This is a genomic window from Sphingobium agrisoli (genome assembly GCF_041877245.1).
In the GTDB taxonomy this organism is placed as follows: Bacteria; Pseudomonadota; Alphaproteobacteria; order Sphingomonadales; family Sphingomonadaceae; genus Sphingobium.
The window spans coordinates 24,444-39,093 of the sequence record NZ_JBHDJI010000013.1 but is presented as its reverse complement, the minus strand read 5'-3'; the positions used below and the strand labels follow the sequence as shown (position 1 = coordinate 39,093).

Genomic DNA, 14,650 nt, shown 5'->3' with positions numbered 1-14,650 from the left:
GAGATTCCCATGTCGAATACCAATGCTGCCGCGTCGAGCGCGGCCGGCGCGATCGCGCTTGCGCGCCCGTCGGCCATCCCGGCAAACCCGCTTCCCACGCCCCGCGCCGTCATTGCCATGCCGCGCGCAGACAACGAAAATCCGATGGCGCTGATCCAGCAGATCCAGGCGGCGGTCAAGGAACTGCGCGACAAGCAGGAGGAAGCGGACAAGGGCCGCACCACTCAGGCCGAGGTCGACGCCGCGATCGCGCCGATCAACGCGGAGATCGACCGCCTTTCTGCTGCGCTGAGCGCGGCGCAGCTGGGCGGCGGCGCCGGTGATTCGCTGAATGCGGCCGAGCGTCAGCACAGCACCGCTTTCGCCACCTGGTTCCGCCGCGGCGAAGTGGATGCGGATCTTGGGCAGCTGTCCGTTCAGGCGGCGCTGACGACCCAGTCCGATCCGGATGGCGGCTACCTGGTCCCGGTGGACTGGGAACAGGGGATCGAGCGCGTACTCGGCACCATGACCGCGATGCGCCAAATCTGCCGCGTGATCCAGGTCGGTGGTGGCGGATACCGCAAGCTGGTCAACATGGGCGGGGCGACCTCCGGCTGGACCGGCGAAGAGGACGCGCGCAGCTCCACCGCGACGCCGACCCTGCGCGAATTGTCGCTGCCCTTCGGCGAACTCTATGCCGAGCCGGCTGTCACCCAGACGATGCTGGACGATGCGCGCTTCGACGTGGAAGCCTGGCTCGCCAGCGAAATCGCGATCGAGTTCAGCGAGGAGGAAGGCCAAGCCTTCATCACCGGCAACGGCAAGAACAAGCCGCGCGGCATCCTCTCCTATGACACGGTCGCCAACGCCTCCTACAGCTGGGGCAAGATCGGCTTCGTGAAGACCGGCAACGCCAGCGCCTTCGCCACCACCAATCCGGCGGACGCGCTGATGGATCTGCTGTTCGCGCTGCGGCAGGGCTATCGCAACGGTGCGGCCTTCCTGACTTCGGATTCGGTAATGGCCGAGATCCGCAAGTGGAAGGACGGGCAGGGCAACTATCTCTGGTCGCCGCCGAGCGCCGCCGAGCAGGTCGGCACCATCCTGGGCAAGCCGGTCCACACCGACGACTATATGGATGCCCTGGGCGCCAACAAGTTCCCGGTGGCGGTCGCCGACTGGCAGAAGGCCTACACGATCGCCGACCGCTTCGGCACCCGCGTGCTGCGCGATCCCTTCACCAACAAGCCCTTCGTGAAATTCTACACCACGAAGCGCGTTGGCGGCGGCATCACCAACTTCGAGGCGATCAAGTTCCTGAAGTGCTCGACCTGATCGTCTGACGATCGGGCTTTCTGGCTTTCCGCCTTTCTGGCCGCCGGCGGCAACGCTGGCGGCCACCATTCTGACATTCGGAGACTTCCATGAAGGACATCCATTCGGACATTTCGGTCGCGGTGGCGATCGAGAATGCCACGCTGTCGGCCGACAACACGCCGCTCGCGATCGACCTGCTGGGCTATAACGCGGCCGAGATCATCCTGGCGATCGGCGTCGGAGGCATCACGTTCAGCGGGACCAACAAGATCGAGTTCAAGCTCACCCATTCCGATGACAACACCACCTATACGGCGGTGGAGCTCAAGGACATGCTGGGCGTGACGTCGGTCGACACCGGCGGGATCATCAAGGCACTGACCAGCGCGCATGCGGCCGCGGCGGCGTACCGCTTCGGCTACAAGGGCGGAAAGCGCTACCTGAAGCTGCTCGCCGACTTCAGCGGCACCCATGGCACCGGCACGCCGATCGCCGGGCTGGTGCTGAAGGGCGAAGGCCAGGACAACCCTCAGGCTAACCAGGCGTAAGCAGCCATGGCGCTGGACGGTCCGATCAGCATCGACGATGCTCGCCTTCACATGCGCGTCGATACGCGCAGCGAGGACGAGAATATCGGCCGCCTCATTCGCGTGGCGGCGCGGCAGATCGAGACCGTCTATGGCGTGGTTTCGGTGCGGCGGGAGGTGACGTTCGTCGTCGACCGCTTCACGCCGGAGGTTCGTCTGCCGCTGATCCCGGTGCAGCCGGACAGCATCACCGTGTCCTATCTCGATGGAGCCGGCGAATTTCAGCCCTTCACCGATTTTCGCGCCGTCACCCGGCACGACTGGACGTGGATCAGCCCGGCGGTCGGTGCGCGCTGGCCGACGCCGGCGTGCGTGCCGGGCGCAATCACGGTGACAGCCAGCGTCGGGTTCGTCGATCCTGAAGCGGAGTTGCAGGAACAACTGCGGCAGCCACCGGAGGAACTTCAGCAGGCGACCCGACTGGTGGTGGAGCATCTGTATCGGCGCATGCCCGGCGATCTGCCCGAAGGCGTCGACGCCCTGGTCGGCCATTATCGCTACCTGAGGCTGTGATGGCGCACTCCCGGCTGAGCGCCACCGCTCGCGACAAGCCGATCCTCATCCAGGCGATCGTCGCCGCCACCGACGGCTTCGGGCACCCGACGGTCGAGCCGGAGCCACGCGAGATTGCGCGGCCTTGGGCGAATATCGCGTTCGGCAGCGGATCGGAACAGCGGGAGGCCGCGCAGCAGGGCGGATCGCAGGTGGCAAGCTTTGCCGTACTCTGGACGCCCGAGACGAAGTCGGTGAGCGTGCGCGATCGCATCCGCTATCCGCTGAGCGACCCCGACCCGGCGAAATGGCCGGTGTGGGAGATAAACGCTGTGGCGGAGCTGGGCTTCAACGAAGGCTTCGCCTTCACGGCGACGCGGGTGGCGGCGTGAGCGGCGGCGCCTACGAGATAGAGGGGCTCGACGCACTGCTCGACACGCTCAATGCCCTTCCCGAGCAGATGGGCAAGAATGCGATGCAGCGGGCAGGGGAGCGGGCGCTGGAACCCTTCCTGGCTGTCGTAAAGGACATCGCGCCGGCGGACGATCCGAGCGACACGCCAGACCGCCCAGCCAACGCCTACCGCAACAGCTTCGTCATCAGCACGAAACTGAACGAGCGCCAGTCCAAGCTGAAGCGGCGTGGGGGCAAGAATTACACCGAGGTCTATGCCGGCACCAATGATCCGGTCGGCACCTGGCTCGAATTCGGGTTCATGCATCGGCGCGGCGACAGCCTGAGCTGGGTGCCGCCGCAGCCGCATGTATCGGTGGCGTGGAACGTCACCGCCGGCGACGTGCTGGGCGAAGTGGTGGTCGCGCTTGCCGATGAACTGGATCGCGCTTTGACCCGGGCGGTGCGGCGGGCATGACCTTTGAGGAAGATCTTCTCCAGCGTGTCTCGCAGTCGCCGATCGCCGCGAGCCTCGCCCGATGGAATGGCGCGCCCACGATTCATTGGGGCGATCGGCCGGAAGGGGCCGGGCTGACGGCGATCGTCTTCACCATGATCGATGAAGGTCTCGATTACACCCATGGCGGGCGCGACAAGCTGCGGATCGCCCAAGTGCAGGCCGATACGATGGCTGCAAACTATGGCGATGCGCGGGCGGTGGCCGACGCGCTCGGGCTGCTGCTCGAAGGCACGGCGGAGGTGAACGGCCGCACCTTCACCCACGGCTTCATCGATCTTGAGCGCGATATTCCCGTCGTCGGCGTTGCCGGCGCGCGATCGGTCTACGGGCGCACCCAGCGCTTTTCCATCTACCACAAGGAGTAAGGGCTATGTCCAACCCCAATAAGGGCGCGGAATTCTACTTCACCGATGCGGACAACTTGGAGTTCGAAATTCCCGAGGTCATATCGGTGACGCCGAGCAATCCCACCCGTCCGACCTATCAGGATTCGCACCACAAGACCGAAGGTGCGCACAGCTACAAGGGCGAGAAGCTGCTGGAGCCGGGTACGCTCACCGTGCGGGTCAACTATCTGTCGGGGTCGGAGGCGGACATCAAGCTGCTGGCGATGCTGAACGCGACCGACCCGGTTCCCTATCGCTCGGTGCATAACGCCGCCGCCGGCGCCAAGCGCCAGGTTGCCGGCAACGCCATCCTGACCGGCTATGCGCCGCAGGACATGCCGATCACCGGCAAGCAGGAAGCGGTTCTCACCTTCCAGGCTAGCGGCGTCGCGACCCACGGAGCCGCCGCATGACGAATCCGCTGCGCGGTGAAGTCGCCCTGGTGCTGGGCGATCTCAGGCTGACGCTGAAGATGGGTGTCAACGCCCTGTGCGCCGCCGAGCCGGTGCTGGGTATGAAGACCAAGGCCATCCTCGACGATATGGAAGATGGCGTCGATGGTCCGGCACTCGACACCATCCGTGTTCTGGTCTGGGCGGGGCTACGCAAGCATCACGCCGATTATCATCTAATTCAGGTCGGCGACATGATCGACGAACATGGACCGGCTATCTTCACCAGCGCGATCCTAGCCGGCCTCGCTAGCGCATTCGGTACGGCGGCGGAGGGTAAGGAGGGGGTAAACCCTCGGCAGCGACGGAAGAAGACTGGGACTGGCTAAAGCTCCACCAGCGATGGTGTGAAGCCGGATTTGATCCGGACGCTTTCTGGGACCAGACTCCACGCCTCGTTCGATCGGCTCTCACTGGCCATCTAGATCGGGTTCAGCGCGAGCAGCGAACGTTGATCGAAGTCAGCTGGCATAATGCGCGGTGGTCGTCGTTCAGCGAGCGGCTCGAATCCCTTACCGACGTGCTGCGCCAGGCGAGCGGAAAGGCCGAAGATCCTGACGTCAACTGGCACAAGATGAAGGCGTGGGCGGCGGCCTATGGGCAGGCTGTCGAAGAGAACTAATCCCCCACCAAGAAATCTTTTACCCGGCTCAAAAAACTATCGGTGGCCTCAGATTGCGAGGGCTCGCCTTTCGCGAGGCGCTTCAAATACCGGATCGTCGCTGCGCGCTGGGCCATGGATGCGATGAAATAGGGAATAGCAGCAACGCCTATACCAACCGCTGCCTGTGCCGCCGTCTGGGGCGCGCTTAGATCGGGAGAAATGCTGGTTAGGACCAGCCACCCACCGACCAGCGCACATAAGAATGCAACCATTTCCCAGATTGCCGTCATGTTTTCGCCCTTTTGCTTCGAGGAATCGCCGTGACCAAGGATGTTATCGGTGCGCTTCGCGTCACGCTAGGCTTTGACACGTCGCAATTCGAACATGGCTCCGCACGGGCGACGCAGACCATCAAGCGCGATGCCCAGGCTATCAAGGCTGAAATCGGCGGGTTGAGATCTGCGATCGGGAATCTCGCGGCGGCTTTCATCGGAGTGGAGGCGGTGCAGGCCGCGAAGCGTGCCCTGGACTATGCATCTTCGATCAAGAGCGTCGCCAACGAGGCGGGCGTCGCTAGGAAGGAGCTGCAGGAGTATCGTTACGTCGCATCGCAGGCGGATTTGACGCAGTCCGAGATGGACGGCACGCTGAAAAAGCTGACGAAAACCATCGGTGAGGCCAAAGCGGGGACCAAGGAACAGGCGACCCTGTTCCGCGACCTTGGCGTTGCCGTGCAGGATGCCAATGGACGGGTCTACTCCGCCGGCGAAGTTCTGCCGCGGCTTGCCGACGCGCTCGCAAAGATTAAGGATCCTGCGACGCGAGCCCGCCTTGAGGTCAAGCTGTTCGGCGAGGCCGGGCAGAAGCTCGATGCCCTGTTGATGCAGGGCAGCCGTGGAATCGAGACGTTGCGCCAGCGCGCCCGCGATTTGGGAATCGTCCTATCGGACGATCTCTCGGACGGTGCTGCCGAAGCAAATGATCGACTGGCAGAGATCAAGATGACGCTTGATGCCCGCTTCGCCGAGGCGGTGTCGAAAAATTCGGGCGCGATACTCGGCATGGCCAACGCACTGGCCACGATGACCTCCAAAGCGCTGGAGTTCATAAACGAGTATCCGCGCCTCTCGGCGGCATTGACTGGTGCTGCGGTTGGATCCCGTTTGGGACTGCCCGGTGCAGTCGCCGGTGGCGTCGCCGGCGCGGTCGGTGGCGATCTGATCGCGCGCTCGAAAGCGGATTCGAATATGGATCTGCAGTTCCGCATGAAGCAGCTCGCGGATGCTCGTAAGGAGATGCAGGCGCGCCAAGATTTCGCGTCAAGCGGCTCTATTCTTCGCTTCCGCCGTACAGGCAATCCCAACGTACAGGGTGGCACCCTTCAAACAGCGATTGAAGAGGTGCAGCGGCAAACCACCTTGCTGTGGCAGGCGGTGGCCTACAGCGAGGCGAAGCGCACCACGCAACCGGCTGCGGTCGGTGATGGCGCCCTGCCTACGCCGAACCCTGGCCGAACCCGCAAAGGCCCCAAGGATCGCACCGAGGAATTGGCACAGCGTTTCCGGGACGAGCTCGCTGGCCTCTATGATGACCAGCTTGGGCTGGAGCAGGATCGGACCACGGATTTGCGGGAGCGCGCGCGCATCGAGCACGAGCGCAACGCGGCCGCGTTCGACGCCTACAATGCCGATGTGGACAGCCGCGTTAAGCAGGGCGAGCTGACGGCGGAACAGGCTCGCCAGCTGAAGCTGCAGCGCGAGCGCAATCATGAGCTGGAGAAGCAGGCGGTCAACTGGCCGCTGGACGACGCGCTGCTCGCGGAAGAGACGCGGATCTCGCAGGCCAGCCTCGATCGCGAGCGCGAAATGCTGCAGATCCGCGCGTCGCTCGCCACCACGGCGAGGGACCGGCGCGCGGTCCAGCTTGAACTGCTCGAAAACGAACTGCGGTCGGTGCGACTGTCGGCCGAGGAAGTACTGGCGCGCCACGACAGCACCGAGGCGGAAAAGGCGCTGGCGCAGGCGAAGCTCGACCAGCTCCAGAAGATCCGCACCGGCGAGACGCTGCGGATCAACCGCGAAACGATGGGGCCGCTGGAAAGCTATTTCGACAGCATCCCCGACACGGCCGCAGAGATCAACGAGGCCTATGAGAACATCGCCGCCAACGGCATTCGGAACATGGTCGACGGGCTGGGCGAAGCGGCCGCCCGTACGATCAAGCTGAAGGGGCTAGCCGGTCAGCTGTTTAATCAGATGATCGCCGACCTGATCAAATTTCAGATTCAGCAAGCTGCGGGATCCGCGAGCGGAGGGGGCGGCATTCTCGGCGGCTTGTTCAAGCTCGCCGGCAGCGTCCTGGGCTTCCGGACCGGCGCGACGTCCTCCAACAATCCGAGTGCCTCGATCCCGTCCTACGATGATGCGACCATCGGGATGGCAACAGGCGGCGACATGACTATCCTCGGCCGCCGGGGCATCGATCGCAATGTGCTGTCGCTCAACGGGCTGCCGATCGCCAATGTCAGCTATGGCGAGAGGCTGTCGATCGCGAACGACAATGGCGGATCCAGGATGGCCACGACAGTACGGGTCGTCAAGGGCGACCTGTTCGACGTAATCATCGACCAGCGCGCCGCCGCGGTGGCGGCGCCGATGGCGCAACAGGCGGAATCGCGCGGATCGATCGGCGCGCAGGTCGCGGTCGCGCGGCAGCGGGCAAAGTCCATACCTTGAGGCGCCATCCATGATCATCCTTCCGGCCTGGCCTGGCGCCCGGCGGGCGGTACCGCGCGTGCTCGACTTCGGCGGGGTGCAGAAGCCCGGCGGGGGCGGGAAGAGCCAGCGGCTCAATCGCCTGGGCAACCGCTATGGCGTGGCATTCGAGATGCCGCCGCTCGACAATGCCGAGGAGGGCCGGATCTGGGTCAACCGGCTGGTGCGGGGCCAGCTGGAGGGCGCGCGGATGGAATATCCGCTGCTCGACTTCGATCCCGGCACGCCGGGCGCCTTCGTCGTCAACGGCGCGGGCCAGGCAGGCAAGATGCTCACCATCGACGGCGGCGCGCCATTCTACCAGTTCAAGGAAGGGCAGCCGTTCAATGTTGTCGTGGATGGCATCCACTATCTGGACTTCATCGCGGCCGACGTGACCGCAAACGGCAGCGGCTCCGCCACCATCACCCTGTCGCAGATGCTTCGCGCCGAACCAGCGGACGGCGATCCGCTGCGGATCGTCGACCCCGTTATCGAAGGCTGGGTCGTGGGGGACGAACGCAGCTGGGAGCTGCAGCTCAACCGATCCGTCGGGCTGACCTTCGACATCGAGGAAGCGGAATAGACGATGTTCGAAGGACGGGTGATCTACCCGGTGGCGCTGATGGAAATCGCGCTGCCGGACCGAACCGCGCGTCTATGCGACGGGGGCTATATCTATTGGGGCGCGACGAAATTCAGCAGCAGCGACCCGCAGTTCGGCACCATCAAGTCGGCCGAGAGCTTTTCGGAGAAGACGGGCGATGAAGCGCCCGGCGGCAAGGTGACATTCCTGCCGCCATCGCACGCCGCCGCCATTTCGCTGTCCAATCCCGCGCACCAGGGTTGCCGGATGCGCCTTTGGGAGGGCGAATATGACCCCGAGACGGGTCATGTCGTCGGCGCGCCCGACCTGACCGCCGATCTCGCCATCGACACGGTGACGATCAAGATCGGCAGGGGAACGCTCGAGGTCGATGTGGAGTTCGAGAGCGCGGCCAAGCGCCTGTTTCTGATCCAGCGCGGCAATGCGCTCAACAACCGATTTCAGCAGCTTTGCTTCCCCGGCGAGAAGGGCATGGCCAACTGTACCGCCATGCCGCAATCGTCGGCGTGGGGCGCGGACAATCCAAGCTAGGCCGATGACGGACCTGGAACGGCGACAGGCCGCACTCATCGCCACCCGCACGAAATACAAGGGGCGGCGGTGCGACTATCGGTCGGCCGACTGCATCCGCATGGCGCGGTCGCACCTGATCCAGATGGGGCACAAGCCGCCGAGACTGCCCCGCTATCAGTCGCCGATCGGCGCGCGGCGCGCGCTGGCGCAGGCAGGCGGCATGATCGCGATCTTCGACGGGCTGCTGCCGCGCATCGCGCCGGCGATGATGCTGCCGGGCGATATCGCGGTCGTCGCCGGCGACGAGGCGGAGGCCGCGCTGATCCTGGTGCAGGCGGATCATTATATGGGCTGGCACCAAGACAGCTGCGTCGCGGTCGATATCGTCATCGATGCCCGCCTGCTTACCGCCTGGAGGGCCTGATGGCGAAGGTGCTGCGGACGGTCGGGCAGATCGCCGGCGTCATCGCGTCGGTGGCAGCGTTTATTCCTGGCGGGCAGACGATTGCAGCGATAGCGGCAGTGGTCGCTGCGGCTGCATCGGTCGGCGCGGCCCTGCTGCAGAAGAAGCCAGGCATCCAGGGCGGCGTCAATCAGGTCCAGATCGGCGCGAACAACCCCATTCCCTATGGGATGGGCCGGTGTTTCACAGCAGGCAGCCAGGTTCATAGCGTCGGGTATGGCGGCAAGGTCGGCAAGACCAAGAACCCATATCTCACCAAGGTATTCATCTGGTCGGTCAGCACCGCCTTCGCGATCGACGCGGTGCTGGTCGACTGGAACGCCATTGCCTTCAGCGGCAACGCGGCCCAGGGCTATTATAACAGCTGGCTCTATCTCGACCGGCAGCTCGGCCTGCGGCCGGAGCCGGACGCGCTGGCTGGGCCGTGGGGCGCGATCCCCGACTGGGGCGCGGATTACAAACTCAGCAATTATGCGGCCGGGCTCTTCTCCTACCGGTTCGATCGCGACAACAAGCGCTGGGCGAACGGGATCCCGGTCCATGGCGTCGTCGGCCGCTGGGCGAAAGTCTACGACTGGCGACAGGACAGCAGCTTCCCCGGCGGATCGGGCGATCACCGCTACGATGACGAGGGCACGTTCGCGTACGATCCCAACGTCGCGCTGAACGCGATCACGTACGCCCGCGGCCGGTACAGCGACGGGACGCCGGCGAGCGTGCGGATGGTTGGGTGCGGCTTTCCGGCGGAAAGCATCGACTGGCCGGCCTGGAACGCTTTCGCCAATGTGTGCGACGCCAATGGCTGGGAGGTCAACGGGTTCGTGTATGAAGGCTCGGGCATTTCGACCTGGGACAATCTGAAGCGAATCTGCGCCGCCGGCGGCGCCATACCCGTGATCAGTGGCGGGCTACTGTCGGTGCGCTTTCAGGCGCCCAAGGTGCCGCTGGAAACCATCACACCCGACGACTTCGCCGATGGCGAACGCCTGATACCGGGCATGCGGACCTGGAAGGACCGCATCAACACGATGGTCCCAAAATATCGGTCCGAAGCGAACAAATGGGAATTCGTCCAGTCCGACGCGATCGCGATCGAGGAATATATCACCCTCGACGGCGAGCCGAAGGAGGAAGAAAATTCGTGCGAGCTTGTCACCGACAAGGATCAGGCCGCGCAGGTCACCTATTATGAGCTGTTCAATCGCCGCGAACTGACGGGATGGACCTATCCGCTGAAGCCGCGCTTCTGGAACATGAAGCTCGGCCAGTGCTATCATCTGGTCGATCCGGAAGCGGGCGTCGATCATGATGTGATCGTGGCCGCGATCGACAAGGATTCGGGGCAGAGCACCCTGACCGTCACCTTCGAAACCGAAACCACCGCCAAGCACGCCGTGGCGCTGGCGATGACCGGAACCGCGCCGCCGCCGCCCACGCTGCTGCCGCCCGGCACCGCCGACGGCGACGCCTGGGACGGCGCGACCTTCGATTCCACATCCGCCTTCCGCTTCGACAGCACGATCGCCGGCACCTTCGACGAGACCTGATCCCATGCCCCTTGCTTTGCAGAATATCGGCGTCGGCACGGTTGCCGACGACGGCACCGGCGACAATCCGCGCGCCGCCGCGCTGAAGATCAACGCCAACAACGCCGCCCTCATCGCGGCACTGGCCGATGATCCAGCCTTCGCGGCGACCGTCGCGGCCGCGCTCGCCACCAAGCTCGACAAGGCCGGCGGCGTAATGTCCGGCAGCATCGGCATGGGCGGGGTCGGCCGGGTCTACGACATGCTGGCGCCGACGTCGCCGGGCCATGCGGTGACGAAGGATTACGTCGATAGCTATGCGCAGCCGATCGATCCCGACCTTTCAGCCTTCGCCGCGATCGTCAGCGCTGCGAACAAACTGCCCTATTTCACCGGGCCCGGAGCGCTGGCTCTAGCCGACCTCACCGCATTCATCCGCACGCTGCTCGATGATGCGGATGCTTCGGCGGCGCGGGCGACGCTGGGAGCATCCGGCCTCGCGCGCGTTCGGCAGTTCGCCAGCGGGCGCTATTTCCTGCCTCAGGGCTACGGCGTCAACGCCGGCACCCAGACGGTTGCGGCGGACACGCTCTACATGGTCGCGGCTTCGAACATCATGCGAGCGACAGGCATCGCCATGCAGGTGACGACGGCGGTCGCCGGCAACGTCCGCCTTGGCCTCTACGAACTCAACAGCAATGGCGATGGAGCAACCCTTGTCGAGGAAGTGGCGGCGCAGTCCACGGGATCGACGGGGATCAAGACGGGAAGCTTCGGCGCGACGCGTACGCTCGACGGGCGCAGCTACATCCTTGCAATGCTCTTCAACGCAGCGCCGACCGTCCTGCAGATGGCGACATCGGGCGGCGGGATGCATTCGATCAACGGGGTCGCCGATTTCTCGAGCGGCGTGGCGACGAGCTATTTCACCGCATCGCTGGCCTATACGGCGCTGCCGAGCACCCTTCCCACACCAAGCGTCGTCATCTCGACCAATTGCCCCCTGATAGCCCTCGTGGGCGCCTGACCCCAAACAACGAGGTAGATCCATGACCCTTGCGGGCCTTTCGCCTGCCGGCGTGCTCAATGTGCGCGCTGGCGAAGCCATGCTGCTGTTCGTCGCCTTGACGGAGGCGGACGGATCGACGGCGCAGGATCTTTACGGCCGTCGCTTTGCGCTGGTGGTGCGCCGATCCGACCGGCTGTCGGAACTGGTGACGATCGACGCGGAATTGTCGGATGATGGGCAATATATGCAGATCCCGATCACGGCCGCCCAGGCGACGCTGATCTACAATAGCGGATCGTCGGCCGCGCTGAGCTACGACATCGTCGAGCTATCCGGCGGTGCGTCGGTATCGCGCTGGACGGCGCGGGTGAGCGTCGCGCCCGGCCCGGACATTGCCGGCGAAATCGTCCCGATCTGGATCGACCTACCGTACAGCGAGGCGCTGATCAGCCCGAGCGCCCTTGTAGTGACCGAACGGGGCGGGCGCGGGCGCCAGGGCGATCGCGGCGAACCGGGACCGGACAGCACCGAGGCCGGCTCGGTCGCGGGCGCCATTTCGGGCGCGGCCGCCGGCGCGACCGCTGGCGCCAACGCCGGCGCGCAGGCGGCGATCGATGCGGTCGGCGATGTGGCGGCGGCGGCCGGAGCGCAGGCGGGCGTCGATGCGGCGTTCGGCACCGGCTTCACCTTTCGCCTGACGGCAACCGCCACTGAAAGCGTATCGACCATCCTGGCGTCCGACAGCAGCCGCAAGCAGCTGCGCGTTCGCAACCCCAGCAATGCGGCGACCGTCGTGCTGCATCTGAACAACGGCACGCCATCGATCGGCAACCGCGCCTGCCCGGTGCTAGGCCCCGGCGAAGGGGTGGTGTTCGAGGGCAGCGACTGTCCTGTCACCGCGATCAGGGCGGTGACCCTGGGCGGCGCGGCCGAGCTCGAGATGGTGGTGGTCAACAGCTCCGGCTATGATCCGCGCACCGCCGGGGTGCTGGCCCGATTCCCCACGCCGCCGACCGGCGCGCGGCTCGACGCGATCGTCAATCTCTACAACGGGCTTGGCGCTTCGGGCTGGCTGGATGCGCTCCAGTCGCTGTTCGTCATCGCCGGCGGCGACAATCAGGCATCCTCCAACATCGACTGGGTCGGCAACGGGCTGATCGTCCCTAGCGGTGGCCCGCTCTATCAGGCGAATAGCCACTATCAGGGTGTGTTCCAGGTCAACGGCCAGGGCCAGCAAACCAGTGGCGCGCATCTCAACACCGGCGTCATCCTGCCATCGGGCAAGTACAAGACCAACGATGCGACGATGTTCGCCTGGGTCATCGGCACCGATATCGACTTCCTGCACTTCGTCCTGAGCTTCGGTGGCGGCGCGCTGCAGGTCAACCGGTCCACCAGCGGTGGCGGGACCGTCGCTCTGCGCGCCAACAGTTCGATCGCACAGGCGGTCACCATCGGCGGCCTTGGCGGCCTGTTCAGCTTCAAGCGCGACAATGCGGCGAACGTGAAGATCTTCCGCAACGACAGCGCGCCGGTCGAGATCAGCTACCCCAGCGAAGTCGTGCCCAACCGGGAGCTGGTCGGCCTAGCCAACAACAGCGCCACCGGGGTCAACAGCTGGTCGCTCAGCAAGCTGGCGATCTTCGGTGTCGGGCGGGCGATGCCGGACGCCAAATATGCCGAACTCTACAATCTTTTCCGCGTCTTCCTGATTGCGCGAGGGGCCATCTGACCATGCCGACCAGCTACAACAGCGCGCGCGCGCCGCTCAGCCGCGTCACCCTGGCCCAGGTCCTGCACCTGATGGGCTACGGCCAGAGCAATTCGGTGGGCTATTTGAACGAGCCATCGGTCACCCTGGCCCAGCCCTACGCCAATATCCGCTTCGCCGGATCGGTCCGCACCTCGCGCATCGAGGGCGCAGGCGTCAACTATGGCGCGACCGAGCCGCTGGTCGAAAGCGATCATGCGACGGGCAATTATGGCGAGACCGGCGTCGCGGCCGCGGCCAACATCTTCGTCGAGAAGATGGCGGGTTATGCCGCCTACCCCAGTCAGGGCTTCGTGCTGCACGGATCGACCGCCGGCAACCCAGGCCAGCAGATCGAGAATATCGGCAAGGGATCGGTCTATTATGCGGACTGGCAGGCGATGATCGCCGCCGCCCGCGCGAACGCCCAAGCGGCCGGGCGCAGCTACGCCTATCTCGCGACCGACTGGACGCAGGGTGAGCAGGATCAGTTGCAGGGCGATAATCGCGCCGAGCACAAGCTGAAGCTAATGACGCTGGCGGCGGACCTGCGCGACGATGCCCGCGCGGCGACCGGACAGGCGTGGGCTCCGATCATGGTGGCGAGCCAGATCGCCAACCACATGACCTATCGTCAGGACGGCGGGCCGCTCACCCGGCCGGAGATCACGCTGGCGATCCGCGACGCGGGACTGGACGATCCGGACCTGTTCGTCACGACGCCGCTCTACTGGGCCGATTATGTCGATGGCCGGCACTTGGACAATCACAGTCAGCAGATGCGCGGCAAATATCAGGGCCGCGCCGCCGCCGCCATCATGCTGGCGCGCCTTCGCGGTCAGCCCGATCCGGTCGTGTCGGTCGATCTGGTCTCGGCGCTTTGGCAGGACAAGCTCTGCCTGCTGCGCTTCCAGGTGCCGGTCGCGCCGCTGGCGTTCGACACGAGCTGGATCAGCGCGGCTCCGAACAAAGGGTTCGACCTCTGGTCGGCCGACGGGGCAACCCGGCTCGACAACATCACCGCCGTCGACCTGATCGGACCGGATGGCGTGCTGGTCACCTTTTCCTCGACGCCGCCCACCGGGGCAAGGCTGACATACGGCTTCGGTCGGGACGAAGTCACCGCCGGCCGGGTCGCGGGTCCGCGCGGCCAGCTGCGCGACAGTGCGGGCCTTGCCGACTCCTACGTCGACGCGACCGGCGCGACGCGCCGCCTGCACAATTACTGCCTGATCTTCGAAACCATCAAGCCCGATCCCGCCGTCGCCGGCGGCGAAGTCGTGCGGAGGCGCTGAC

General features: G+C 65.2%; 18 protein-coding genes. 17 read left to right on the top strand and 1 reads right to left on the bottom strand.

The annotated features are described in order from the left end of the window. Nucleotides 1–9 precede the first annotated feature (9 nt). From ACETPF_RS17915 to ACETPF_RS17875, 9 genes are all read left to right on the top strand, one after another. Nucleotides 10–1,317, top strand: coding sequence for a phage major capsid protein (locus ACETPF_RS17915; RefSeq protein ID WP_373935968.1), 1,308 nt, complete (start codon nt 10–12; stop codon nt 1,315–1,317). Between the two features lie 89 nt (nt 1,318–1,406). Then, a complete protein-coding gene (locus ACETPF_RS17910) occupies nt 1,407–1,847 on the top strand; it encodes a hypothetical protein (protein WP_373935967.1) in 441 nt (146 codons plus the stop codon). 6 nt (nt 1,848–1,853) lie between these two features. Next, nucleotides 1,854–2,399, top strand: coding sequence for a head-tail connector protein (locus ACETPF_RS17905; RefSeq protein WP_373935966.1), 546 nt, complete (start codon nt 1,854–1,856; stop codon nt 2,397–2,399). Next, on the top strand, nt 2,399–2,770 hold the full coding sequence (locus ACETPF_RS17900; protein ID WP_373935965.1) for a head-tail adaptor protein: 372 nt from the start codon (nt 2,399–2,401) through the stop codon (nt 2,768–2,770). Before ACETPF_RS17905 ends, ACETPF_RS17900 begins: the two co-directional genes overlap by 1 nt. Next, nucleotides 2,767–3,249: an HK97 gp10 family phage protein gene (locus ACETPF_RS17895; protein WP_373935964.1), complete on the top strand. Its 483-nt coding sequence runs from the start codon at nt 2,767–2,769 to the stop codon at nt 3,247–3,249. The genes ACETPF_RS17900 and ACETPF_RS17895 overlap by 4 nt, the downstream gene beginning before the upstream one ends. After that, nucleotides 3,246–3,656: a hypothetical protein gene (locus ACETPF_RS17890; RefSeq protein ID WP_373935963.1), complete on the top strand. Its 411-nt coding sequence runs from the start codon at nt 3,246–3,248 to the stop codon at nt 3,654–3,656. The genes ACETPF_RS17895 and ACETPF_RS17890 overlap by 4 nt, the downstream gene beginning before the upstream one ends. A 5-nt stretch (nt 3,657–3,661) precedes the next feature. Then, complete coding sequence (locus ACETPF_RS17885) at nt 3,662–4,090, top strand: phage tail protein (RefSeq protein WP_373935962.1); 429 nt, start codon at nt 3,662–3,664, stop codon at nt 4,088–4,090. Then, nucleotides 4,087–4,458, top strand: coding sequence for a hypothetical protein (locus ACETPF_RS17880; protein ID WP_373935961.1), 372 nt, complete (start codon nt 4,087–4,089; stop codon nt 4,456–4,458). Before ACETPF_RS17885 ends, ACETPF_RS17880 begins: the two co-directional genes overlap by 4 nt. A gap of 122 nt (nt 4,459–4,580) precedes the next feature. Next, complete coding sequence (locus ACETPF_RS17875) at nt 4,581–4,751, top strand: hypothetical protein (protein WP_373935960.1); 171 nt, start codon at nt 4,581–4,583, stop codon at nt 4,749–4,751. Here ACETPF_RS17875 and ACETPF_RS17870 read toward each other — a convergent pair. Beyond that, nucleotides 4,748–5,023: a hypothetical protein gene (locus tag ACETPF_RS17870; RefSeq protein ID WP_373935959.1), complete on the bottom strand. Its 276-nt coding sequence runs from the start codon at nt 5,021–5,023 to the stop codon at nt 4,748–4,750. The two genes, ACETPF_RS17875 and ACETPF_RS17870, sit on opposite strands and share 4 nt — an antisense overlap. Nucleotides 5,024–5,053: 30 nt before the next feature. On the opposite strand from ACETPF_RS17870, the gene ACETPF_RS17865 reads away from it, so the two are divergent. The 8 genes from ACETPF_RS17865 to ACETPF_RS17830 are packed head-to-tail and all read left to right on the top strand — an operon-like array spanning nt 5,054 to nt 14,649. Continuing rightward, the gene (locus ACETPF_RS17865; RefSeq protein ID WP_373935958.1) at nt 5,054–7,468 is read left to right on the top strand and encodes a hypothetical protein; all 2,415 of its coding nucleotides are present in this window, start codon (nt 5,054–5,056) and stop codon (nt 7,466–7,468) included. 10 nt (nt 7,469–7,478) lie between these two features. Next, nucleotides 7,479–8,072, top strand: coding sequence for a hypothetical protein (locus ACETPF_RS17860; protein ID WP_373935957.1), 594 nt, complete (start codon nt 7,479–7,481; stop codon nt 8,070–8,072). A 3-nt stretch (nt 8,073–8,075) separates the two neighbouring features. Next, nucleotides 8,076–8,624, top strand: coding sequence for a hypothetical protein (locus tag ACETPF_RS17855; protein WP_373935956.1), 549 nt, complete (start codon nt 8,076–8,078; stop codon nt 8,622–8,624). Between the two features lie 4 nt (nt 8,625–8,628). Next, on the top strand, nt 8,629–9,030 hold the full coding sequence (locus tag ACETPF_RS17850; RefSeq protein WP_373935954.1) for a DUF6950 family protein: 402 nt from the start codon (nt 8,629–8,631) through the stop codon (nt 9,028–9,030). Then, entirely contained in the window at nt 9,030–10,616 is a 1,587-nt protein-coding gene (locus ACETPF_RS17845) for a phage tail protein (protein WP_373935953.1), read from the top strand. The genes ACETPF_RS17850 and ACETPF_RS17845 overlap by 1 nt, the downstream gene beginning before the upstream one ends. Before the next feature lie 4 nt (nt 10,617–10,620). Beyond that, complete coding sequence (locus tag ACETPF_RS17840) at nt 10,621–11,622, top strand: hypothetical protein (protein ID WP_373935952.1); 1,002 nt, start codon at nt 10,621–10,623, stop codon at nt 11,620–11,622. Nucleotides 11,623–11,644: 22 nt separating this feature from the next. Next, nucleotides 11,645–13,336: a hypothetical protein gene (locus ACETPF_RS17835; protein WP_373935951.1), complete on the top strand. Its 1,692-nt coding sequence runs from the start codon at nt 11,645–11,647 to the stop codon at nt 13,334–13,336. A gap of 2 nt (nt 13,337–13,338) precedes the next feature. After that, entirely contained in the window at nt 13,339–14,649 is a 1,311-nt protein-coding gene (locus ACETPF_RS17830) for a hypothetical protein (RefSeq protein ID WP_373935950.1), read from the top strand. Nucleotide 14,650: the final 1 nt, after the last annotated feature.

What these genes read in the sequence shown, in the direction of transcription:
- ACETPF_RS17915 (WP_373935968.1), top strand. Translation starts at nt 10, where the DNA reads ATGTCGAATACCAATGCTGCCGCGTCGAGCGCGGCCGGCGCGATCGCG.
- ACETPF_RS17910 (WP_373935967.1), top strand. Translation starts at nt 1,407, where the DNA reads ATGAAGGACATCCATTCGGACATTTCGGTCGCGGTGGCGATCGAGAAT.
- ACETPF_RS17905 (WP_373935966.1), top strand. Translation starts at nt 1,854, where the DNA reads ATGGCGCTGGACGGTCCGATCAGCATCGACGATGCTCGCCTTCACATG.
- ACETPF_RS17900 (WP_373935965.1), top strand. Translation starts at nt 2,399, where the DNA reads ATGGCGCACTCCCGGCTGAGCGCCACCGCTCGCGACAAGCCGATCCTC.
- ACETPF_RS17890 (WP_373935963.1), top strand. Translation starts at nt 3,246, where the DNA reads ATGACCTTTGAGGAAGATCTTCTCCAGCGTGTCTCGCAGTCGCCGATC.
- ACETPF_RS17885 (WP_373935962.1), top strand. Translation starts at nt 3,662, where the DNA reads ATGTCCAACCCCAATAAGGGCGCGGAATTCTACTTCACCGATGCGGAC.
- ACETPF_RS17880 (WP_373935961.1), top strand. Translation starts at nt 4,087, where the DNA reads ATGACGAATCCGCTGCGCGGTGAAGTCGCCCTGGTGCTGGGCGATCTC.
- ACETPF_RS17870 (WP_373935959.1), bottom strand. Translation starts at nt 5,023, where the DNA reads ATGACGGCAATCTGGGAAATGGTTGCATTCTTATGTGCGCTGGTCGGT.
- ACETPF_RS17860 (WP_373935957.1), top strand. Translation starts at nt 7,479, where the DNA reads ATGATCATCCTTCCGGCCTGGCCTGGCGCCCGGCGGGCGGTACCGCGC.
- ACETPF_RS17855 (WP_373935956.1), top strand. Translation starts at nt 8,076, where the DNA reads ATGTTCGAAGGACGGGTGATCTACCCGGTGGCGCTGATGGAAATCGCG.
- ACETPF_RS17850 (WP_373935954.1), top strand. Translation starts at nt 8,629, where the DNA reads ATGACGGACCTGGAACGGCGACAGGCCGCACTCATCGCCACCCGCACG.
- ACETPF_RS17845 (WP_373935953.1), top strand. Translation starts at nt 9,030, where the DNA reads ATGGCGAAGGTGCTGCGGACGGTCGGGCAGATCGCCGGCGTCATCGCG.
- ACETPF_RS17840 (WP_373935952.1), top strand. Translation starts at nt 10,621, where the DNA reads ATGCCCCTTGCTTTGCAGAATATCGGCGTCGGCACGGTTGCCGACGAC.
- ACETPF_RS17835 (WP_373935951.1), top strand. Translation starts at nt 11,645, where the DNA reads ATGACCCTTGCGGGCCTTTCGCCTGCCGGCGTGCTCAATGTGCGCGCT.
- ACETPF_RS17830 (WP_373935950.1), top strand. Translation starts at nt 13,339, where the DNA reads ATGCCGACCAGCTACAACAGCGCGCGCGCGCCGCTCAGCCGCGTCACC.